Source organism: Paenibacillus sp. GCM10027630 (assembly GCF_042676305.1).
In the GTDB taxonomy this organism is placed as follows: domain Bacteria; phylum Bacillota; class Bacilli; order Paenibacillales; family NBRC-103111; genus Paenibacillus_S.
In genome coordinates, this window is the sequence record NZ_JBHTGY010000093.1 from 17,536 (window position 1) to 38,538 (window position 21,003).

General features: G+C 47.5%; 17 protein-coding genes. All 17 read left to right on the forward strand.

What is annotated here, in order from left to right; translation table 11 throughout:
• Positions 1–427 precede the first annotated feature (427 nt).
• The 17 genes from ACFQ0C_RS34660 to ACFQ0C_RS34740 all read left to right on the forward strand — a co-directional run bounded on the left by ACFQ0C_RS34660 (position 428) and on the right by ACFQ0C_RS34740 (position 20,722).
• Complete coding sequence (locus ACFQ0C_RS34660; protein ID WP_379373835.1) at positions 428–1,402, forward strand: SGNH/GDSL hydrolase family protein; 975 nt, start codon at positions 428–430, stop codon at positions 1,400–1,402.
• Positions 1,403–1,550: 148 nt separating this feature from the next.
• Entirely contained in the window at positions 1,551–2,555 is a 1,005-nt protein-coding gene (locus ACFQ0C_RS34665) for an ROK family protein (RefSeq protein ID WP_379373837.1), read from the forward strand.
• Between the two features lie 11 nt (positions 2,556–2,566).
• Positions 2,567–3,745: an MFS transporter gene (locus ACFQ0C_RS34670; protein ID WP_379373839.1), complete on the forward strand. Its 1,179-nt coding sequence runs from the start codon at positions 2,567–2,569 to the stop codon at positions 3,743–3,745.
• A 282-nt stretch (positions 3,746–4,027) separates the two neighbouring features.
• Positions 4,028–5,332, forward strand: coding sequence for a polysaccharide deacetylase family protein (locus ACFQ0C_RS34675; RefSeq protein ID WP_379373841.1), 1,305 nt, complete (start codon positions 4,028–4,030; stop codon positions 5,330–5,332).
• A 396-nt stretch (positions 5,333–5,728) separates the two neighbouring features.
• Positions 5,729–7,243 carry a phosphoenolpyruvate carboxykinase (ATP) gene (gene pckA / locus ACFQ0C_RS34680; protein WP_379373843.1) on the forward strand — a complete coding sequence of 505 codons (1,515 nt, stop codon included), beginning with the start codon at positions 5,729–5,731 and terminating at the stop codon, positions 7,241–7,243.
• Positions 7,244–7,463: 220 nt separating this feature from the next.
• On the forward strand, positions 7,464–8,153 hold the full coding sequence (locus ACFQ0C_RS34685) for a TerC family protein (protein ID WP_379373845.1): 690 nt from the start codon (positions 7,464–7,466) through the stop codon (positions 8,151–8,153).
• A gap of 356 nt (positions 8,154–8,509) precedes the next feature.
• A complete protein-coding gene (locus ACFQ0C_RS34690; RefSeq protein WP_379373847.1) occupies positions 8,510–9,724 on the forward strand; it encodes a threonine synthase in 1,215 nt (404 codons plus the stop codon).
• Positions 9,725–9,742: 18 nt separating this feature from the next.
• The gene (locus ACFQ0C_RS34695; RefSeq protein ID WP_258216776.1) at positions 9,743–10,399 is read left to right on the forward strand and encodes a helix-turn-helix transcriptional regulator; all 657 of its coding nucleotides are present in this window, start codon (positions 9,743–9,745) and stop codon (positions 10,397–10,399) included.
• 37 nt (positions 10,400–10,436) lie between these two features.
• Complete coding sequence (locus tag ACFQ0C_RS34700) at positions 10,437–11,996, forward strand: ABC transporter substrate-binding protein (protein WP_379373849.1); 1,560 nt, start codon at positions 10,437–10,439, stop codon at positions 11,994–11,996.
• 22 nt (positions 11,997–12,018) lie between these two features.
• On the forward strand, positions 12,019–12,948 hold the full coding sequence (locus tag ACFQ0C_RS34705) for an ABC transporter permease (RefSeq protein WP_258216774.1): 930 nt from the start codon (positions 12,019–12,021) through the stop codon (positions 12,946–12,948).
• On the forward strand, positions 12,945–13,850 hold the full coding sequence (locus ACFQ0C_RS34710; RefSeq protein WP_379373852.1) for an ABC transporter permease: 906 nt from the start codon (positions 12,945–12,947) through the stop codon (positions 13,848–13,850). The genes ACFQ0C_RS34705 and ACFQ0C_RS34710 overlap by 4 nt, the downstream gene beginning before the upstream one ends.
• 8 nt (positions 13,851–13,858) lie before the next feature.
• Positions 13,859–14,665, forward strand: coding sequence for an SDR family NAD(P)-dependent oxidoreductase (locus tag ACFQ0C_RS34715; RefSeq protein ID WP_379373854.1), 807 nt, complete (start codon positions 13,859–13,861; stop codon positions 14,663–14,665).
• Position 14,666: 1 nt separating this feature from the next.
• On the forward strand, positions 14,667–15,515 hold the full coding sequence (locus ACFQ0C_RS34720) for a polysaccharide deacetylase family protein (RefSeq protein WP_379373856.1): 849 nt from the start codon (positions 14,667–14,669) through the stop codon (positions 15,513–15,515).
• Positions 15,512–16,531: an ABC transporter ATP-binding protein gene (locus ACFQ0C_RS34725; protein ID WP_379373858.1), complete on the forward strand. Its 1,020-nt coding sequence runs from the start codon at positions 15,512–15,514 to the stop codon at positions 16,529–16,531. Before ACFQ0C_RS34720 ends, ACFQ0C_RS34725 begins: the two co-directional genes overlap by 4 nt.
• The gene (locus tag ACFQ0C_RS34730) at positions 16,528–17,535 is read left to right on the forward strand and encodes an ABC transporter ATP-binding protein (RefSeq protein WP_379373860.1); all 1,008 of its coding nucleotides are present in this window, start codon (positions 16,528–16,530) and stop codon (positions 17,533–17,535) included. Before ACFQ0C_RS34725 ends, ACFQ0C_RS34730 begins: the two co-directional genes overlap by 4 nt.
• Before the next feature lie 57 nt (positions 17,536–17,592).
• Positions 17,593–19,551 (forward strand): S9 family peptidase, encoded by a 1,959-nt coding sequence (locus ACFQ0C_RS34735; RefSeq protein WP_379373861.1) that lies wholly within the window; start codon positions 17,593–17,595, stop codon positions 19,549–19,551.
• 16 nt (positions 19,552–19,567) lie between these two features.
• Positions 19,568–20,722 carry a M20 family metallopeptidase gene (locus ACFQ0C_RS34740; RefSeq protein ID WP_379373863.1) on the forward strand — a complete coding sequence of 385 codons (1,155 nt, stop codon included), beginning with the start codon at positions 19,568–19,570 and terminating at the stop codon, positions 20,720–20,722.
• The last annotated feature ends 281 nt before the right edge of the window (positions 20,723–21,003 follow it).

The following is a 21,003-nucleotide window of genomic DNA, read 5'->3' on the forward strand; positions in this document are numbered from 1 at the left end:
AGCTCAGCCTCAAAATCAGTACTTGACCCTCCTCCGACCTCTAGTCTCACAAAATCCTGCAAACATGCAGTTATTTTCCTACCGAAATTGTTGTAGTGGGAACAGACCTGCAAAAGTACATCAATTTTCATGGAAAACGCTCCGATTGAGCTAAGAATAAAAAAATAAATGCACATTTGCATGAATTCAATTAGACTTCGGATATACCGGCCCAAAGGCTGTATAGATGCAGTTTTTTGGGAGAAAGCAAGGGCTTCGAATCGAATTAATTCTAATAAAGTCGTATGCCCTGTCATTACCGTTCTTAAGTTTTTGTCTAGGGTTAGGCTGGACACGGAGACATAATCGGATGACTTCGTCAAGCGCTGATTTCGGTTTTGAGCCATAATAATAGCACTCAATTAACGATAGAAAGGTGAATGGAACAATGCAAACTATCGAAATAAATAAAGAGTGGTTTCGGGGGGCCGTTTCAATAGAAACGAATGATACCGGACTCCGGCCATGGCGGTTACCAAATGATCAGCTCAGCTTATTTGCATCAGAATTAGTGGAGAAGGCAGGGGAAACAGCGGGTGTTAGACTTGCTTTTCTAAGTGATTCCACTTCAGTGGAGCTGCATGTCGGTATAACGGATAAAGATATACTGTTTGATATAGTTATTGAAGATGAATTAGTCGATACCAAGACTCTCCTTGCAGGAGAAAAAATTTGTTTATTTACAAACTTACCAGGCAGCATGAAGAGAGTTGAAATTTATTTTTCGCAAAAGGCTGTCGTCATGGTGAAAGCACTAAAAGTCGATGATGGGGCATCGGCCACTCCCTTGCAAAACAATCAACCGCGGTGGGTTGCATACGGCAGCTCCATTACACAATGCAGCGCAGCTGAAAGTCCGGCTCAAACTTGGCCGGCAATCGTAGCACGCAGCAAAGGCTGGGACCTGACCTGTATGGGTTTTGGCGGACAATGTCATTTGGAACCAATGGTTGCTCGCGTCATCCGTGATCTTCCCGCTGACGTCATTTCCATGTGCCTCGGCATTAATGTAATGGGTGGCAATAGCTTAAATATCCGGACGTTTCGTTCTGCAATTATTGGCATGGTATCGATCATTCGGGAAAAGCATCGCAGCACACCCCTATTTTTATTTTCTCCTATTTATTGTCCTCACAGAGAAACAGACGAAAATTTAGTAGGGATGACCTTGGTTACAATGAGGAAAGAAATTCAGGAAGCGGTCAATATTCTAACCTCTTACGGGGATTCAAATCTTACTTATGTAGACGGTTTGGATATTTTTGGGGAAGCCTTTGTTGACAAACTACCAGATCAACTGCATCCGAACGCTGAAGGATATAAAATTATGGCTAATCATATACTGGGTAAATTGAATATTTAACAACTAATAAGGAAGTCTTGAATTAGAACCGTTTCTTTGTAATTCTCTTACGAAGGAGCGGTTCTTTTATTCATTGACAATAGCCGAGACTGTGACTAATATACTTAATAAAGAGCATTTAATAAGATGTTTATTAAGGGGAGGAATTATGAAGGGAGCCAACAATTTACTCGTCAAAATGATGAACCAGCGTCTTGTCCGCCATACGCTCAAATATATGCGCCAAGCGACGAAGCAGGAGCTTGCAGCGAAGACAGGCCTAAGTGTGGTGACCATTAATGCACTTCTCATGGATATGATCGCCGCTGGCGAGGTACACCAGGGGGAGATGGTGCCATCCAACGGCGGACGGCCTTCAACCTTGTATCATTATATGGGTGGTTATCAGCACGCGGTCATCCTTTACGGATATCAGAAGGACAAACGGAATTATATGAAGCTGCTCGTTGTGAACCTTTTTGAAGAATCTGTATATGAGGAAGCCGAATATATGGAGCAGGTGCTGGTATCAAGCTTCGAGGAAGCTCTAGATCGCGTGTTTGCACAGTTTCCGACTATTCACTTAATTGCTTTTGGTCTTCCAGGGGCGGAGCAGGATGGGATAGTTACGATCAATGACCACCCCGCGTTAGTGGGCAGCACCTTTATTCCGTATTATGTAGCTCGCTATGGTGTGCCTGTCATCTTTGTCAATGACATTAACGGAGCTGTAAACGGCTACTACCATCAGCATTGCGCTGAAGGTGAATCGGAAACGGTGGTGGGAATATATTTTCCAAGAAGCTACCCTCCGGGTGCAGGAATCATCATAAATGGAGGGGTGTATACAGGTTATCAGAATTATGCGGGCGAAGTTGGACATTACCCATTAGGGTGCGACTGGCTCACATTGGATTATAGTGATGAACAGCAGCTTACCGAAGCCGTAGGTCAACTTGTAGCTATGATCTGTACTGTGCTTGCCCCGAACCAGATTATACTGTATGGGGATTTCTGGAGCGAAGGGAATGACCAATCGGTTAAGAAATATGCAGAACAGCTTCTTCGAGACAGCTTCTGCATACAAGTGGCGGTTTCGAATCAATTCGAGAAACACTTTGAGCAGGGGTTAATTCAAATATCACTGCATGAACTGGATAATAGGAGAGAGTAGGGGACCATCATATGATGACATTATTGCTGATCATTATTTACTTATCGTTTATTGGCCTTGGCTTACCGGATTCCCTCTTGGGGTCTGCATGGCCGGCTATGCAGAATGATCTCGCGGTGCCTGTATCCTATGCCGGTATCGTGTCTATGATCATAGCAGGGGGCACCATTGTCTCGAGCTTCTACAGTGAACCGGTTATTCGAAAATGGGGGACAGGGCGCGTAACCGCGGTTAGTGTGCTAATGACGGCAGTTGCATTGCTCGGCTTCGGAGTAGCAACGTCCTTCATCTGGCTATGTGTGCTGGCGATTCCACTCGGACTTGGAGCGGGCTCGGTCGATGCCGCGCTTAACAACTTCGTGGCGCTGAATTATAAAGCCAAGCATATGAATTGGCTGCATAGCTTCTGGGGGATTGGCGCGACCGCGGGTCCTGCCATTATGTCGATGTACCTCATAAGCGATAGCAGCTGGAATATGGGATATTTGACGATTGGATTCATTCAGATCAGCTTGGTTGTGATCCTCATCCTGACACTTCCGTTGTGGAAGAAGGCAGATCCAGCAACGAAAGCTGGAGAAGAAGTGTCTGCTGCATCCGCACTAAAGCGCATTGACTTGTTGAAGATCAAAGGCATGAAGCCTGCACTTATAGCTTTTTTCGCTTATTGCGCGCTGGAAGCGACGACAGGCTTGTGGGGAAGCAGCTTCTTAGTTATTCACCGAGGCATTAGTGCGGAGACGGCTGCACAGTGGATCTCATTCTTCTACCTTGGTATAACGTTGGGGCGTCTAGCTTCGGGCTTCATGTCCACCAAGTTTGATAACGTGACCATGATTCGTCTGGGACTTGGCGGTATAGTGGTCGGCGTGCTGTTATTTGTGCTGCCATTAGGGGACTTAGTCTATCCAATCGGACTATGGTTGATAGGACTTGGCTGTGCGCCGATCTATCCGAGCATGCTGCATCAGACACCGCATAACTTCGGCAAGGAGCTGTCCCAGTCCATCATGGGCGTCCAGATGGCATCGGCCTATGTGGGCACAATACTGATGCCGCCGCTATTCGGCTTGATCGTGCAGCATGTAAACATTGCTTGGTTTCCGTACTTCCTGTTAGCAATTCTGCTGCTGCTGATCTTCATGTCGGAGAAGACCAATCGTGCAGTGGTTGGGCGCCAGACAGGATAAATGGATACAACCAATAACCCCCGTCCTTATCGTAGAGCAGCATTCCAGGGAGCTGCGCCATACATTGAGGGATGGGGGTTTATTCGATTGAGAGCCAAAAATGGCAGCATGCTAAGCAGTGCGTTTGGAGCCATATTCCCGAAACCACAACAATACTACGGAAATATTCTGGCTCCTGCGTAAAAAACAGTTATACTTGCAGTAAATGCATTTTCCGAGGAATTTCAGGAAATAATGTCCAGAGAAGGTCAATCTTAATAGGATGAGGGAGATTTCAGTATTATGAAGACGAAATGGTTTATTTGTCCGATGCTGACGGTGTTTGCAATGACTTTTTTTATATGTTCCTGCAAATCTTCCACAGTCTTGCCTAACCCAACCCATGCTCCTATTAGCTCTACGGTTCCATCGCCTGCCAAGGATACCGACCTTCCTGAACAATTATTGGAATCAGCCCGGGAAGGAAAGGCTTGGAAGAACGTATTTGCCGTCGGTCAAAGTACGATCGATCAAATCGAAGGTCAATGGGGGAATCCGGATACTGATGTTGAAGCAGGCAGAGGAATGTACGCGTCTTTTACCGGACCGCAAGCATCCTTTGGGTATAATATAATAAACCGGCTTGTATTTGACAGCCGCTCCTATGATCAAAGCCTTCAAAATTTGACACTCCAAAACATTGTAGAATCATTAGGCCCCCCGGAAAGTAAAACAGAAATCGGCACGGATGATATCTATAGCTATAACGCCGCTTCGAAATATCAATTGAAGTTTATTATCCCAAAAGGTACATCCAATGTTGATCATATCTCCGTTTTCTCTGAAGGAAGCGTTCAAAAGGGGCCGGAAAAGCCGCCTGCTTCCAAGGGGGATTACTTTTTGAGCATTGTAGGGAAATCCAATCAATTAACACAGAAGGCTTGGTCAGATATGCTCGCTTGGCGCAAAACGATCGTCGATTTTGCCAAATCCCATCAAGGAGATATTTTTATTAACGGTCCCGATGAAAAAAAGGTCGCCCTCACTTTTGACGACGGTCCGGATGATCAAACAACGCCTGCGATTATGGATATTTTGAATAAATATAAGGTACAAGCAAGCTTTTTCTTTATCGGGAAACAAGTAAACCAGTATCCGGACGTAGTCAAAAAAGTTTATGAAAACGGGCATTTGGTGCTAAATCACAGTTTTAAACATGATGACTATACCAAATTGGATGCGAATCAAATTCATAACGATGTGAAAGAAACAGAAGACGCTATTCGATCCGTAATTGGCAAAACTCCGTCTATCATGCGTACGCCCTACGGGGCAACGAATGATAATGTATTAGCCGCCGTGAAAAAAGAGGGACTCACCATCGTACTTTGGTCTATAGACACACTGGATTGGTCTCAAAAGGAAAGCGACAATATCGTAAATAATGTGATTTCCAACGTAAGAAACGGGGACATTATTCTAATGCACTCCAGCAAAGTACAGACAGTGAATATTCAAGCATTGCCAATAATCATTGAGCAGCTGCAGAAAAAAGGATTTTCCATCGTCAATTTGGAGACCTTGTTAGGCATTCATGCTTATAAATAATTCAAAGAATATAAATTAAACCTCCGGCTACTTGAACAGTGGTATGGGGGTCTTTTTGCTTTTGCCATATGAAAGAGATCGAATACGTGAACAAAATAAATTTTATAGAAAATATCAACTTAAATATTACACATCAAAAGAAAATAATGTATTATATATAAATGAAATACGTATTTAGTACGACATAATTAAAGGGAACAGTATGATAACTGGTAACATAACTGCTATTGGCTGTGGAGGGATGGGACTTACTTGACTACATCGGCTGCTCAAAATCAGCGGTAATCGATGGACCTTCCGTTATTTGATTTCAGAAAGGGTCGCACATAAGTGGAAAAAGCGGCAGTTAGCTTAGGCAATAATAAAAAATGTTGAAGAGAGAAGAGGAATGTTAAAGTGGAACAATCCAGAACAATAAACACACACAAAAATTTACATGCAGCCGAGCTTATGAAGATTGCGCTGGAAAGAAAAGAAGGGAGACTTGCAAGCACAAACGCACTGCAGGTATTCACTGGAAGTTATACCGGCCGTTCTCCAAAAGACAAATATATTGTCAATGAACCGTCTGTTATGGAACATATAGACTGGGGGACTGTTAATCAGCCTATTACCGAATATCAATTTGATCAGATTTATAATAAAGCCCAAGACTATATGATGGACAAAGAACTTTTCATATTTGACGGATATGCTGGGGCGGATTTGAATTACCGATTGCCTATTCGGATTGTAAATGAGTATGCCTGGCATAATTTGTTTGTTCATCAGCTTTTTATACGCCCTACGAAGGAAGAACTGGCCACACATCATGCTGAATTTACGGTAATCGCACTTCCCGGATTAAAGGCGGACCCCGCTACTGACGGTACCCGATCTGAAACGTTCATCTGCGTTTCCTTTGAGAAAAAGCTGGTTATAATCGGCGGCACGGAATATGCAGGAGAAATGAAAAAGTCGATTTTCAGCGTACTGAATTATTTACTGCCCTTCAAAAATGTCGTTCCTATGCATTGCTCAGCCAATGTAGGTGAAAAGGATGACGTAGCCCTGTTTTTCGGACTGTCAGGTACGGGAAAAACAACGCTTTCGGCTGATCCAAACCGTCGTCTGATAGGGGATGATGAGCATGGCTGGTCAGATCAAGGCGTATTTAACTTTGAAGGCGGCTGCTATGCCAAGTGCGTTAATCTCTCGGAGGAAAAGGAGCCCCAAATTTGGAATGCCATTAAAGCGGGTTCTGTTCTGGAAAATGTCATGCTGAATCCGGAGACCGGAATAGCCGACTATGATAATATCAGCGTTACGGAAAATACTCGAGCTGCTTATCCAATAGAGAGTATCCCAAATGCGTTGATTCCCGGTAAGGCTGGACATCCAACTGTCATTGTTTTCTTGACTGCTGATGCTTTTGGGGTGCTGCCACCGATCTCGAAGCTCACCAAAGAACAGGCCATGTATCATTTCTTATCCGGTTATACTTCCAAGCTAGCTGGCACCGAGAGAGGGGTTACGGAACCTGAGGCTACTTTCTCCGCTTGCTTTGGCGCTCCTTTCCTGCCGCTTCATCCGACGGTTTACGCCGAAATGCTGGGCAAAAAAATTGAGGAGCACCAAGTCAAAGTATATCTGGTCAATACCGGATGGACCGGAGGGCCGTATGGTGTAGGTAAACGGATGAACTTAGCATATACTCGTGCCATGGTTTCCGCAGCTTTAGACGGCTCGATAGAGCAAACGGGTTTCACGACCGATCCGATATTCGGCCTTCAGTGCCCTGATTCTGTAAATGCTGTCCCAAGCCATTTATTGCAGCCTCGCAACACTTGGCAGGATAAAGAATCGTATGACAACGCTGCAAGGGAGCTTTTGGACCTGTTTGATCGTAATTACAGGAAATTCACTTTATAAAATCTGTACAATTCCGAGGACTTCATTAGTCGTTTATGTGACAAGCTCCCCTTAAATAACGGGAGCTTGTCTATTATTGCAAATAGGGATTGTTCACCATAACATATAAAATATTATTCAGTTTGCAAAATCATGGTATACTTGAAAGCGTTCACGTCAAGGGATAATTATTCCTGGACATTGGGGCAAAGATTAAAAAATATTTGGGAGTGACGGTTAGATGGATGCTTTACTGGTAGGTTTGCTTAAGATTATTTTAATTAATATTGTGCTTAGCGGTGATAACGCAGTAGTTATCGCTCTTGCATGTCGGAATTTACCTTCCAATCAACAGAAGAAAGCTATATTCTATGGGAGTTTCGGGGCGATTGGCTTAAGAGTTATTTTAACCTTCCTTGCAGTATGGCTTTTGCAAATTCCTTTTGTGCAGGTTGCAGGCGGATTGCTCCTGGTTTACATTGCCATCAAGCTGCTGAAGGGCGATGGGGAAGAGTCAATTCATTCAGGTACAACTATGAGTGAGGCTATCAAAACCATTATTATCGCAGACTTGGTTATGAGCTTGGATAATGTCCTTGCGGTCGCTGGTGCAGCGGAAGGGAATTTATTATTGATCGGACTTGGACTAGCAATTAGCATCCCGCTTATAATTTGGGGAAGCCAGCTATTAATGAGTCTTATGAATCGATTCCCTATTATTGTGTGGTTGGGAGCGGGACTTCTAGGTTATACTGCGGGGGAAATGGTAATAAGCGATAAAGCTGCGGGACATTTTTTCGAAACGTTTATACCTGCGGTTCATTACATAATACCAATTGGTTTGGCTGCATTAGTCATAGTTCTAGGCCGATTATTATCGAGGAAAGCAAAAGAAATAGGAAAAGAAGAACTCGAATCAGCTGCATTATAAAATATATGGAGGACTGGGGAAATATCCCTGGTCCTCTATTTATTTGGAGAGTGCTAGTCATATAAAATTCGTTCATCTATTAAAAAATTGTGATTAATCCAATATTTTTGTGATTTAGGTTGACAACTTTATATTTCCCGTGCTAAATTGTTTTTCGAAGATAACAGAGTATTCCTACTAGATTAATAGAATAAAGCTGATCGGACCACCGAAAGCTCTAATTCGACCTGTATCCAACAGGCGTATTAGAGCTTTTTATTTTTTCTAGAAGGAAACGGCTCGTTTGATTAAAAAAAATTGTAGCTGGTAAAAATTTGTGAGGACTAATTAATTCTAAAAAAAGGAAGGTTGCCTTTATGAAATTCAGCTATATAAGCCAACTGCATTGTCCCAAATGTCAAAAAGAGTACCGCTTTGACGAAATCCAGCAATTGTGTACATGCGGTTCTCCATTGTTGGTCGATTATGATCTGCAGGAGCTTAAAAAGCATTGGACCCCGTCGAGTCTTGTTGGACGATCCAATGATTTATGGAGGTACCATGAGCTTCTTCCCGTTGTGAACCCCGAGAATATCGTGACGCTGGGCGAGGGATTGACTCCCCTGCTAAGGATGGATCGAATCGGTGTGGCTATGGGGATCGATAACCTTTGGATGAAGGATGAAGGCATCATTCCTACAGGTAGCTTCAAAGCGCGCGGGGCGGCTGTCGGCGTCTCCAAGGCGAAGGAGCTGTCCGTGAAGGAGCTGGCAATGCCGACTAACGGCAACGCAGGTGCGGCCTGGGCGTTATATGCCGCCAGAGCCGGCATCAAGGCTTCCATCGTGATGCCGGTCGAAGCGCCGGTCATTACTCGCAATGAATGTGCGATTTCGGGTGCCAATCTGAATCTGGTGAACGGCCTGATCAGCGATGCGGGAAAAATAGTAGGGCAAGCCGTCAAGGAGCACAATCTGTTCGATGCTTCCACTTTGAAGGAGCCTTATCGGATTGAAGGAAAAAAAACCATGGGGCTGGAGATTGTAGAGCAGCTCGGTTGGAAAGTTCCTGACGTCATTCTGTATCCCACTGGCGGAGGCGTAGGGCTGATCGGGATATATAAAGCTCTGAAGGAGCTCATCGAATTAGGCTGGATCGAAGAAAAGCTTCCTCGGTTGGTCGCGGTTCAGGCTGAAGGCTGCTCCCCGATTGTAAAGGCATGGGAGGAGGGCAAGCCGGACTCCCAATTTTGGGAGGATTCCACAACTATAGCCTTTGGCATCAACGTGCCAAAAGCGCTGGGCGATTTTCTTGTACTCGAAGCCATTTACAAAACCGATGGCTGCGCAATAGCCATTAATGATGCCGAGCTGCTGGAGGAGCAGGAGCAAATTGCCCGATTGGAAGGAGTATTCGTATGTCCGGAAGGCGCAGCAACATTCTCGGCGGCACGCAAGCTCAGGGAAAGCGGCTGGATTAAAGCGAGTGAAACCGTTATTGCCCTGAATACAGGCAGTGGAATTAAATATCCTGAAACCGTTCAGGTGGAGGTTCCTGTACTTGAGCCCGGAAAACGGATGACAAGAGGATAAGGAAAAAGGATGGATCACATGAACCATATACAGCAATCCATTTTCGACCAAGCCATTCGGACTGCGGATATGCTGGTGAAAATGCTGGGAAATGAATGCGAAGTTGCGATTCATGACTTTACTGATCTGGAGCAGTCTTTGATTCATTTGGCAGGAACTATAACGGAACGGAAAGTTGGAGCGCCGATTACGGATCTGGTTTTGCAGGAATTGAAGAAGCCCGATAAGGAAATCAAGGATATTGCCAACTATAAGACGGTATCAGCCAAAGGGTATGTGCTTAAATCTTCCACGGTTTTCCTTAGAGATCTCGAGGGTAAAGTCATCGGTGCAATGTGCATCAATTTGAATGTGAGCCATTTGATCACTATAAACAATCAATTGCAGCAGCTGGTTCAATTCGAGCATGAAGAGACGGATAAGGAAAGCTTCTATTCTTCCGTTCAGGAGGTGATTGCCAACTTGGTGGGCCAAGTGCTGAAAGGATTTAACAAGGCGCCGTCTTTGCTTGAAATGGATGAAAAGATTGAATGCGTAAGGCTTTTGGAGCAAAAGGGGACGTTCCTGATCAAGGGTTCTACTGAATATGTGGCCGGAGCGCTAGGTGTATCGAAATTTACAATTTACAGCTATTTGCAAAAGATTAGAGCGGATACTATGCTGCACCTTAATTAAATTTTACTTTATTTTAGAAATGATATTGGAGGATGTTATGAAACCTTTATTGAAAAGCGCGACTTTTATTTTCAGCTTATTTTTGATTATCACCCTGGTGGGGTGCAGTGTAGCTAACAAACAGGCGGCGAATAACGAACAGAAGCCGCAAGGCGGAGCTCAAGTGGAAAGCCGCAAGCTGGTGGTCGATTTGGCAAATGAATCATCCAATTTGGACCCGGGGCTTCAGTACAATTTTGACAGCTATTCGGTATACCGAAACATCTTCGATAATTTGATTCACCGTGATGCGAAAACCAATAAATTTGTACCGTGGGTAGCTGAATCGTGGAAGCAGGACTCGCCTACAACCTGGACCTTCAAAATCCGTGGCGATATTAAGTTTCACAATGGTGATGCACTTACAGCAGAGGATGTTGCTTTCAGTATTCAGCGTATTCTGGATAAAGATCTCCGCAGTCCGCAGTATGCCAACTTTAATATGATCACCACTGCCAAAGCGGAAGGCAGCGAGCTCAAACTTACGACTGATAAACCGAGCCCGACTTTGCTGACACAGCTTGTCAATTTGAGTATAGTGCCGCAAAAGTACGTGAAGGAGAAGGGGAACGATCAGTTTAACCTGAACCCTGTAGGAAGTGGCGCTTATCAATTCGAAAGCTGGGCGAAGGGAACACAGATTACGTTGAAGGCGAACGCTGGCTATTGGGGCGGCAAGCCGGAAATTCCAGCAGTTGAGTATCGCTTCGTATCCAATCCTGCGAGCCGTGTAGCTGATCTGCAGTCAGGCAAGGCTGATTTCGCATCCGCTATTAGCCCTGACGATGTAGACAACATTAAGAGCAAGTCAGAGCTACAAGTGTTCTCCACACCGACCGAGCGTGTAGCTTATCTGGCTTTTAATATGGTAGGTGATACTCCAACCAAGTCGAGCCAGGTTAACCAGGCAATTGCTTACGGAATTAACTATGATTCGTTGATTACATCGCTTCTTCACGGCTACGGCAAACCGGTTACCCAGGTGCTGACGCCTCTCTCGTTCGGCTATGATACAAGCATTCCGGGCTACACCTACAATCCTGAGAAAGCCAAGGCTTTGCTAAAGGAAGCGGGTCATGCTAATGGCATTACACTTGATTTTGCTACCTCCCCTTCGTTTGATCAGCGTATCGTTCAGGCAGTTCAAGGCGATCTCGATAAGATCGGCATCAAGGTCAACATTGTCAGCACAGACCAAGCGACCTATTTGAAAAAGGTTCAAGACCCAGCCCGCAAATGGGGCAGCATCCGTATGGGCATCTGGTCCTGCGCATGCATGGACGCGGATGGTACTATTCTTCCTTTGTTCCGCACAGGAACGATCTGGAGCAGCTATACCAACCCTACGTTTGACCAAGCGGTAGATGCGGCAAGAACAACGACAGATGAGGCTGTACGGACGGAAAATTATAAAAAAGCGTTGAATGTGCTTCAGCAGGATGTGCCGGGAATCGGATTGTATCAGGCCTATGCTTTATATGGAGCCTCCAAGCAATTGCAGTGGCAGCCGGACCCGCAGGAGAACTTCTTTGTTAAAGATATGAAATGGGCGAAATAAAAAGGCTTAGGAGGGATCGCACATGCTATATGTAGGACAGCGAATCGTCCAAGCTCTGGTTTCAGTGTTTGGTGTAGCCACCATCATCTTTTTCATCCTGCGTTTAACCGGAGACCCTGTCCTGCTAATGGTCCCTCAAAATGCAACCGCTGAAGATATTGCCGTGCTTCGTCACGCACTCGGGCTGGATCAGCCCGTAGGTCTTCAGTATGTGAGCTTTCTACAGCAGATTTTAACCGGAAATCTGGGCTATTCCTACGTTCAAAAAATGCCGGTCATGGACATTATGATGGACCGGATTCCTTATACGATCGACTTGGCGATGTCTGCACTTATTCTTACTGTAATTATTGGAGTGCCCATGGGAATGATCACAGCGATTTACAAAGGCACTTGGGTTGAAAAAGTATGCATGCCATTCATTCTGGTTGGACAAAGTATGCCTGCCTTCTGGACAGGCATACTTCTCATTATGCTGCTTGCGGTCAAGTTCCGCTGGCTGCCCTCATCAGGGGCTGAGAATCTCCAGTCGCTCATTCTTCCCGCGATTACCTTGGCCTCGCTGTCTATAGCAACGGTCGCTAGAATGACCCGTTCCAGCGTGCTGGAGCAGCTGGGACAGGATTACGTGAGAACAGCCCGCTCGAAAGGGGTAGGGGTTCCCAGGCTGCTGTACCGGCATTTGCTGCGGAACGCCTCCATTCCGATCATCACGATCCTTGGCCTGGAATGCGCCAATTTATTGGGGGGATCTGTCGTTACTGAGACGATTTTCGCATGGCCCGGTTTGGGGCAGCTGACCATCCAGTCGATCGCGGCCAGGGATTTTCCATTAGTGCAAGCTGTCGTTGTGCTGGGTGCCTCGGTTTATATTTTCATTAACCTGATGACCGACCTGGTGTACGGATGGGTAGACCCAAGAATCAAGCTGGGGAGAGAGACATCACAATGAGCCTATTATCTACACCGGACCAACAAGCACCAACACGTTCCTGGATACAGCAGACAAAGGCCAGACTGTGGAGGTTGGGGCCGATTTCCATCATTCCTTTTGCTGTCATTCTTTTGCTGTTCGTTCTCATTGCCCTCATGCCGGGATGGTTTGCGAAGCATGATCCTACGCTGACGGCACTTTCAATCCGTTTAAAATCACCGGGTTTTGTGGGACCAGACGGATCCTCTTATTTGCTCGGTACCGATGAGTTGGGCAGAGATGTGTTCAGCCGATTAATTTATGGAGCTCGTGTCTCCTTGTTTGTATCGGTGACCGCCGTCTTTATATCCGGTATCATTGGAGGATTATTGGGGATGCTGGCTGGATTCTACAGAAATTGGGTTGGTGCTCTAATAATGCGTGTGGCGGATATTTTATTATCCATCCCGTTTTTTTTACTGGCGATTTTGACCGTAGCGGTGCTGGGGCCCAGCTTGTTGAACCTGATAATCGTCCTTGGCCTCGCTCGATGGCCCCGATATGCCCGTGTTACTCAAAGCACGACGCTTTCTACAGTGAACAAGGACTTTGTAAAAGCAATGGCAGCATTGGGTGCGCGTCCGGGCCGGCTGCTTATCCGGCATATTTTGCCTGAGGTGATTCCCCCGCTGGTGGTGGTCGCCACACTGGAAGTCGGACTTATGATTATATTCGAAGCTTCACTATCGTTCATCGGTTTGGGAGTACAGCCGCCTAATCCGAGCTGGGGCTCCATGCTGTCTGTCGGACAGCAGTACGTGTCGACAGCTTGGTGGCTTGCCACTTTTCCGGGCATTGCCATCTTCCTCATTGTGATCTCGATTAATATGATCGGAGATTATGTGCGGGATCGGTTGGATCCGAAAAATCAAAAAAGATAAACCTCGAGGTGATTGCATTGCATTTTGAAGGCATTTTTATAGGTAAAAAGGTTGTCATCACAGGAGCAGCCGGCATATTCGGCACCTGGATCGCTCAGGCCTTTGCTTCCCAAGGGGCCAAGCTGATCTTGTCCGATATTCGCGACAATGAATTGAGGGCGATGAAAGAGGATCCATTGTTGAAGGATGCAGAGCTGCTGTTCCATACGACCGATTTGGCTCAGGAAGCATCCATCGTTGAATTAGCTGAATTTGTTGAGCAGGAATGGTCTTCGGCTGATATTTTGATCAATAATGCCGGTATATATCAAAGACACAAGCTTCTGGAAATGAGTGTGGAAGATTGGAACACTTCGATCGGAGTGAACGTCACGGCTCCATTTCTGTTAACGCAGCTGCTTGCACAGCAGATGATCAAAGACGGCAAGCCTGGCTCGATCATCAATATCAGCTCCGGCGCTGCGCTTAGCAATCAAATCGGCGGGGGGCATTACTCTACGGGCAAAGCAGCTTTATCCATGCTGACCCGTTCCTTCGCGCTGGAGCTTGCCCCGTATCAGATTCGGGTCAATGCTGTAGCGCCGGGCTTTGCCCCGGGCAGTGAGGTGAGCGAGCTGTCGGAGGATTATGTGGCGAATATGCTTACGCAAATTCCGCTTGGCCGCACCTCAGGTCCGCAGGATGCTCCTACGGCTATTCTGTACCTATGCTCCGAGGCGGCTTCCTTCATAACGGGATCTACGTTAACGGTAGATGGCGGTCGTACGGCAGGCACGTTCAAATCGCCGAAGCCTCAGGCTGGAAAGCAGGCTTAAGATGACGAATGCTACCTATGCATGGCCGGATGGAAAGCGCTGCGCTGCGGCTTTTAGTATCGACTTCGATGGAGAGACCCCTTATTTGTGGCGCTCCCGGCATACACAGCCCAATACACTTGGAGAGCTGGAGCAAAGAGCTTTTGGACCCCGCCAGGGGATTTACCGCATCCTGGAGATGCTATCCCGTTTGGATATACGCGCCAGCTTCTTTATACCAGGGGTTATTGCCGAGAAGTATCCTGCGGCGGTGGAGGCGATCGCCAAGGAAGGGCATGAGATCGGACTTCACGGGTATTTGCATGAGCGAGTGGATGAACTGACCAAGGAGCAGGTGCAAGAAAGCATTGTACGCGGAAAGCAGGCCTTGGAGAAGGTTATAGGTCCAAGAACGATGGGGTTTCGCTCACCCTCTTGGGAAATGACGCCCGATACCTTCGAGCTGCTGCAGCGTCACGGGATTCCTTACGACAGCTCCATGATGGGATATGATCATCCGTATTGGATCGATGGACTTCCAGAGGTTCCTGTTCAATGGCTGCTCGATGATGCCATCTTTTATCGTTACACCGGAGGCGTTGGGGGAAATCCACCCTTAAATCCGAATACGGTAATCGATACCTGGCAGCAGGAATACGAGGGTATTAAGCGGTACGGAGGCTTGTTTCTACTGACGGTTCACTGCTGGATCAGCGGCAGGGGCTCGCGTATGGTTGCGCTGGAACGGCTGCTTTCCCAGCTTAAGAATGATCCGGAAGTGTGGTGGGCCACCTGTGGGGAGATCGCTGAATATCATGCCAAGCAGTATGCGGGACAATTTCGCGAGACACTGGGGGGGCGTACGCCATGACCGTCCCAGTGGAGACAGGAGCAAGCGGTAAGGATTCATCTACCATTATGAAGATTCATAATCTTTCTTTATCCTTTCAGCAGTCCTCGGGTCCGGTAACGGCCCTGCGGAACGTTTCTCTGCAGCTGAAAAAAGGCGAAATCCTGGGACTTGTCGGGGAAAGCGGCAGCGGCAAAAGCCTTACGGCGCTGTCTCTGATGAAGCTGCTTCCTGCCAATGCCCGTTTTGATGGAGGAGACATTGAGCTTGCGGGAGTTTCACTGAAAAACATGCCTGAATCGGGGATGCGGAGCATTCGGGGCAACACGGTTTCGATGATTTTTCAGGAACCGATGACGGCTTTGAATCCATTGATTCCGGTCGGGCGGCAAATCGAGGAATTATTTATTTTGCATAAAAAAATGGGCAAAACGGAACGTAAGAGAAGGGTTATCGACCTGCTGAAATCAGTGGGTATCTCGGAGCCCGAGGTCCGTTTCCGTCAATATCCGTTCGAGCTGTCCGGAGGTATGAGGCAGCGGGTTATGATTGCAATGGCACTAGCCTGTAATCCTAAAATGATTATCGCGGACGAGCCTACAACGGCTTTGGATGTTACTATTCAGGCACAAATTTTGGATCTGTTAAAAGACATTAAGCGGGAATACGGTACGTCCATTCTGCTGATTACCCATGATATGGGCGTCATTGCAGACGCAGCGGACCGGGTTGCCGTAATGTATGCGGGGCAGTTGATGGAGCTCGCAGCCGTTGACGACTTAATCGAATCGCCGCGCCATCCTTATACAGTTGGATTGCTGAACAGCATTCCCGATATTACGGGTGACGGGGATGCGGAGCTGAACACCATTCCAGGCGTTGTACCGGATCTGAAAAGCTTGCCGAGAGGCTGTCCTTTTCATCCGCGCTGTACTTTTGCAACGGATCTTTGCAGAGAGCAAAATCCAGAGCTGATAGCGGATCAGCAGGGACATGCCGTGGCTTGCTGGCACCCGGTAGAGGGGGAGTTTAAATGAGTCAAACCGTCAATCGAGAAGGGACGGCTGCGGCCCCCTTGATCGTTGTGGATCATATAAAGAAGCACTATACGCAATCCTCCAAGCTGTTTGGGCTGGGCCGCTCCTCTGTAGTTAAAGCAGTGGATGGAGTAAGCTTTGAGCTGGCAGCAGGAGAAACGCTAGGCCTGGTGGGAGAAAGCGGCTGCGGCAAATCGACGACAGGACGTGCAGTGCTTTATTTGGAACGCCCAACGGAAGGGAAAACATGGTATAACGGTCAGGATCTGTCGACGCTTCAGGGGGAGGAGCTCAGGCGGCTGAGAAAGGACATGCAGATTGTTTTTCAGGACCCTTATTCGTCGTTGAACGTCAGAATGAAAATTCGCGATGTCTTGACGGAGCCCTTTCACATTCATGATCTGCATGCTGGGCAGGAGGCTCAGCAGGCTAAGCAGCTGTTGGAGATGGTTGGCCTCCCTCAGGCTAGTTTGGATAAATACCCTCATGAGTTTTCCGGAGGTCAGCGCCAGCGTATTGTTATTGCGAGGGCAATTGCCCTGCGCCCCAAGTTTATCGTATGCGATGAACCCGTATCTGCATTGGACGTCTCCGTACAGTCCCAAATCGTAAATCTCTTCGGTCAGCTTCAAAAGGAGCTTGATCTCACTTATTTGTTCATTTCGCATGATTTGTCTGTCGTCCGACATGTAAGTGATCGGGTGGGTGTCATGTATCTTGGAAAAATGGTCGAGTTGGGCAGCAAAACATCGATTTTCGGTAAACCGCTGCATCCATACACCCAGGCGTTAATGAGTGCCATTCCTATTCCGAATCCCAAAATGCAGAGGCAGCGGGAGAAAATTACACTGCGCGGGGAGCTGCCGAGTCCACTTAATCCGCCTGCTGGCTGCCGGTTTCATACCCGCTGTCCTTGGGCGGAGGAGCGCTGCCGGCAAGTCGAGCCGGAATGGCGTGAAGCTGAACCGAATCATTGGGTGGCCTGCCATTTGGTTAACCCTTAGCGCTTCATAAGCGGGGGAGAATATTCACTTTCAGAGAGAAAAGGAGCTGAATACATCATGCTGCGATCAACGGATCTATCCCGGCTTACACTGCTTGGGGCGCCGAGCGTTCATCCCCGGGAGCGGGAGAAGGTAGTGCTCGCCAAGGGAAGAATGGACATAGAGCAGGATGTTTATATTAGTGAACTGATCGTGTTAAACACGAATACGCATATTGAAACTGTTCTGTTTGAGGCGCCAAAAGAGGGGGAATTGCCCTCCGATCATAGTCCTAGGTGGTCACCGAATGGCGACCTGCTGGCTTTTATACGCAAGTTTGGAGCGAACGACGAGCTTTGGGTGTACCGGCCATCATCCGGCAGCATTCATGCGCTCACGCCCAAGTGGAAAGTGAAGGATTTCGTTTGGGCTCCCGATAGTCGGACTATCGTTTTTACAAGCCGGGTTAATGAAATCAATACGACTGCTTATACGGTAAAACGAATCCGATATAAGCTGGATGGCGAAGGGATGACGAACGGGTATACCCACCTGTTTGAAGTAGATGTGGAATCATCTGAGGTTTCCAGGATAACTGCTGTGGAATCGGATCATGGAAACCCGGCTTTTTCAGCAGACGGACAAAGCTTGTATTATACAGTAGATTACCCGGACGGGGTCGATCTCGCCAAAAGTCCCCAAGTTCATGTCCAGAATAGGGTAGATGGTTCAACTACCGCAATTGCACCGGACGTAAAGTCGGTTTCGGCACTCGTTCCGCTTCCGAACGGCTCCTTGCTCGGTTCGGGGAAGAAGCATACACCGAACAGTGCCGAATTCGACCAATGGTTCCAAGTGGAACCGGGCGAGAGGGAATACTGGCTGCATGGGAATGTTGATGTGCCTCTCGGGTATCACATTATAAGCGACAGCAAGCGGACAGGCATCAATACAGCAGTGGTGCATCATGCGGCGAGCGAGTTTATTTTCTTTGTAGGAACGTATGAAGGCAGACAGTCGATTTACCGATTGGATACCACTTCTTCCCAGGTGGCAGCCCTTCCTCTGGCGTTGAACGTCATTGCGTTTGCAGTTGAATACTGCGATACGCGAGAATTTACGGTGGTGTTTGTAGGTGATGCCATGGACCATCCAGGAGAGCTGTACCGTGCGGTTTGGAAGGATCAAAACCCCGTTCAGGTGGAGCGGATTACCGGTTATAACGAGGAGATGCAGCAGCAAGTCTCTTCAGCGGAAGTCCACGAACATTTCTATAAAACTCCAGATGGTCTGACTATTCAAGGATGGACGATGGAGGTTTTGAAAAAGGACGCTAGCCCACGTGCAGGGACGATTCTGATGATTCACGGCGGGCCGCATCTTGCTTATGGTCATTCGTTCCATTTTGACTTCTGGTACCTTGCGAGCCGCGGGTATCGAATTGTCTTTTGTAATCCGAGAGGCAGCTATGGTTATGGACAAGCTTTCTCCTACGGGGTTGTTGGGGAGTGGGGCGGCAAGGATGTTCAAGATATTCTTGGTTTCCTGGAAGACGTATCCGCTGCCGATAAATTTGTAGCTGAAGAACCGCTCTATGTAATGGGCGGCAGCTATGGAGGCTATTTGGTCAATTGGCTGATCGGCCATGATCACAGGTTCAAAGCAGCCGTGACCGAACGGTCGATTTGTAATTTGTACAGTAAAATAGGCAACAGCGATCTTGGCTTTCAGATTAATCTGTACGAGCTAGGTGGTCAATCCGATCTTTGGAACGATGAAGAATACATCATGGATCGTTCACCGATACGTTATGCCGAGCAGGTCTCCACACCCGTCTTGATTCTCCATGGGGAACTGGATCACCGTTGTCCCATCGAGCAAGGGGAGCAGTGGTTTCTGGCCTTGAAACGACTTGGCAAAGACGCGGAGTTTATCCGGTTCCCTGGAGCTTCACATGCGATGGCTTCGTCGGGCAGGCCTCAGCAGCGCTTAGCTCGGCTGGATGCAGTAGCGGATTGGTTCACTAAGAACGTATAAAGGCAGGTGTGCGAGCATGAGTAAATTGTTGGAGTTTATAAATGGGCAGCAGGATGCTTTGTTGTCGGATTTGGAGAATCTGGTTAATTTGGATACCCCGACAAGCAGCAAAGCACTGGTGGATCAGGCGATGCAGATTGTTATCACTCGTTTTCAGGAGCTGATGGGAGGTTCTGTTGAATCCATTCCCCAAGAGAAGTTCGGCAATCAAGTGAAGCTGTGCTTGGGCGAAGGAACAGATTCAGGATCAGGGCAAATTTTGCTCATAGCGCATATGGATACGGTTTGGCCGGAAGGTGAGACCGCCAAACGTCCTTTCAGGCAAGAGGGACAGCGTTTGTACGGACCAGGAATTTTTGATATGAAATGCGGTCTGCTGCAGGGACTGTATGCTATGTATGCGGTTGTTTCCCAATACAAGCTTACTAAAAAAATGGTATTGTTCATCAACACGGACGAGGAGGTGGGCAGTCCCTCCTCTAGAAAGTGGATTGAAGAAGAGGCTCTGAAAAGCGATGCTGTCTTCGTTCTGGAGCCTGCATTAGGCCCGTTAGGGAAGTTGAAAACATCCCGCAAAGGAGTCGGAAGATTTGCCTTGGAGATCGAGGGCGTTCCCGCTCACTCGGGGATCAACCACAGCGAGGGCGTTAATGCGCTGCAAGAGCTAGCCCATCAAATCTTGTATTTACAAGGATTGACAGACTACGCTAAAGGCTCAACGGTCAATGTGGGCATTGCTTCAGGAGGCACGGCAGTCAATGTGGTGAGCGGTCAAGCACGGGCTGAGCTTGACCTTCGGATCGAGTCGATGGATGAAGCGGAGCGGCTTAGCCGGCATATTCTGAATGTATCGCCTGTCTTGGCGAACACGAAGCTGCATGTGCGGGGTGGCATTATCCGCCCGCCTATGGAGCAGGCTATGAGCCGCAAGCTGTTTGCCAGTGCCCAGGCGATTGCGGGTGAATTGGGCTTTTCCCTTGAGGAGACCGCCACAGGTGGGGCCAGCGACGGCAATTTCACTGCTGCATTGAACATTCCGACCTTGGACGGATTGGGTGCGGTTGGTCATGGCGCCCATGCTCTCGATGAATATGTGGAGCTGGACAGTATCTCCTTACGCTGCGCTTTGCTTGCTCATTTGATCAAGGAGCAGATGGAGGAATTGAATTAAAAAAAGAATTTGTACCTGAATTCAGAATTCGGTACAAATTCTTTTTTTTGTTGTTAAATCGGTGGATACGTGTGCATCGCCTGTTAGGGGACATGTTGTACACTGAGCCTTAGATGCCGCGTGGTGTTGGACCGACCGCCATGCAATGCCGCAACGCGCGCCCGGGATTCTCTCGCGTTGGAAATGTGATCTGAATGGTGCCTAATTTCTTAATAGCTTTAGAGCGATCTCAATTGAAATTAACGTCTATCTCTGGAGCTTTAGCTTTTGTTCGTCCTCTA

What these genes read in the sequence shown, in the direction of transcription:
- ACFQ0C_RS34725 (WP_379373858.1), top strand. Translation starts at nt 15,512, where the DNA reads ATGACCGTCCCAGTGGAGACAGGAGCAAGCGGTAAGGATTCATCTACC.
- ACFQ0C_RS34735 (WP_379373861.1), top strand. Translation starts at nt 17,593, where the DNA reads ATGCTGCGATCAACGGATCTATCCCGGCTTACACTGCTTGGGGCGCCG.
- ACFQ0C_RS34730 (WP_379373860.1), top strand. Translation starts at nt 16,528, where the DNA reads ATGAGTCAAACCGTCAATCGAGAAGGGACGGCTGCGGCCCCCTTGATC.
- ACFQ0C_RS34690 (WP_379373847.1), top strand. Translation starts at nt 8,510, where the DNA reads ATGAAATTCAGCTATATAAGCCAACTGCATTGTCCCAAATGTCAAAAA.
- ACFQ0C_RS34675 (WP_379373841.1), top strand. Translation starts at nt 4,028, where the DNA reads ATGAAGACGAAATGGTTTATTTGTCCGATGCTGACGGTGTTTGCAATG.
- ACFQ0C_RS34660 (WP_379373835.1), top strand. Translation starts at nt 428, where the DNA reads ATGCAAACTATCGAAATAAATAAAGAGTGGTTTCGGGGGGCCGTTTCA.
- ACFQ0C_RS34670 (WP_379373839.1), top strand. Translation starts at nt 2,567, where the DNA reads ATGATGACATTATTGCTGATCATTATTTACTTATCGTTTATTGGCCTT.
- ACFQ0C_RS34695 (WP_258216776.1), top strand. Translation starts at nt 9,743, where the DNA reads ATGAACCATATACAGCAATCCATTTTCGACCAAGCCATTCGGACTGCG.
- ACFQ0C_RS34700 (WP_379373849.1), top strand. Translation starts at nt 10,437, where the DNA reads ATGAAACCTTTATTGAAAAGCGCGACTTTTATTTTCAGCTTATTTTTG.
- ACFQ0C_RS34705 (WP_258216774.1), top strand. Translation starts at nt 12,019, where the DNA reads ATGCTATATGTAGGACAGCGAATCGTCCAAGCTCTGGTTTCAGTGTTT.
- ACFQ0C_RS34720 (WP_379373856.1), top strand. Translation starts at nt 14,667, where the DNA reads ATGACGAATGCTACCTATGCATGGCCGGATGGAAAGCGCTGCGCTGCG.
- ACFQ0C_RS34665 (WP_379373837.1), top strand. Translation starts at nt 1,551, where the DNA reads ATGAAGGGAGCCAACAATTTACTCGTCAAAATGATGAACCAGCGTCTT.
- ACFQ0C_RS34685 (WP_379373845.1), top strand. Translation starts at nt 7,464, where the DNA reads ATGGATGCTTTACTGGTAGGTTTGCTTAAGATTATTTTAATTAATATT.
- ACFQ0C_RS34710 (WP_379373852.1), top strand. Translation starts at nt 12,945, where the DNA reads ATGAGCCTATTATCTACACCGGACCAACAAGCACCAACACGTTCCTGG.
- ACFQ0C_RS34740 (WP_379373863.1), top strand. Translation starts at nt 19,568, where the DNA reads ATGAGTAAATTGTTGGAGTTTATAAATGGGCAGCAGGATGCTTTGTTG.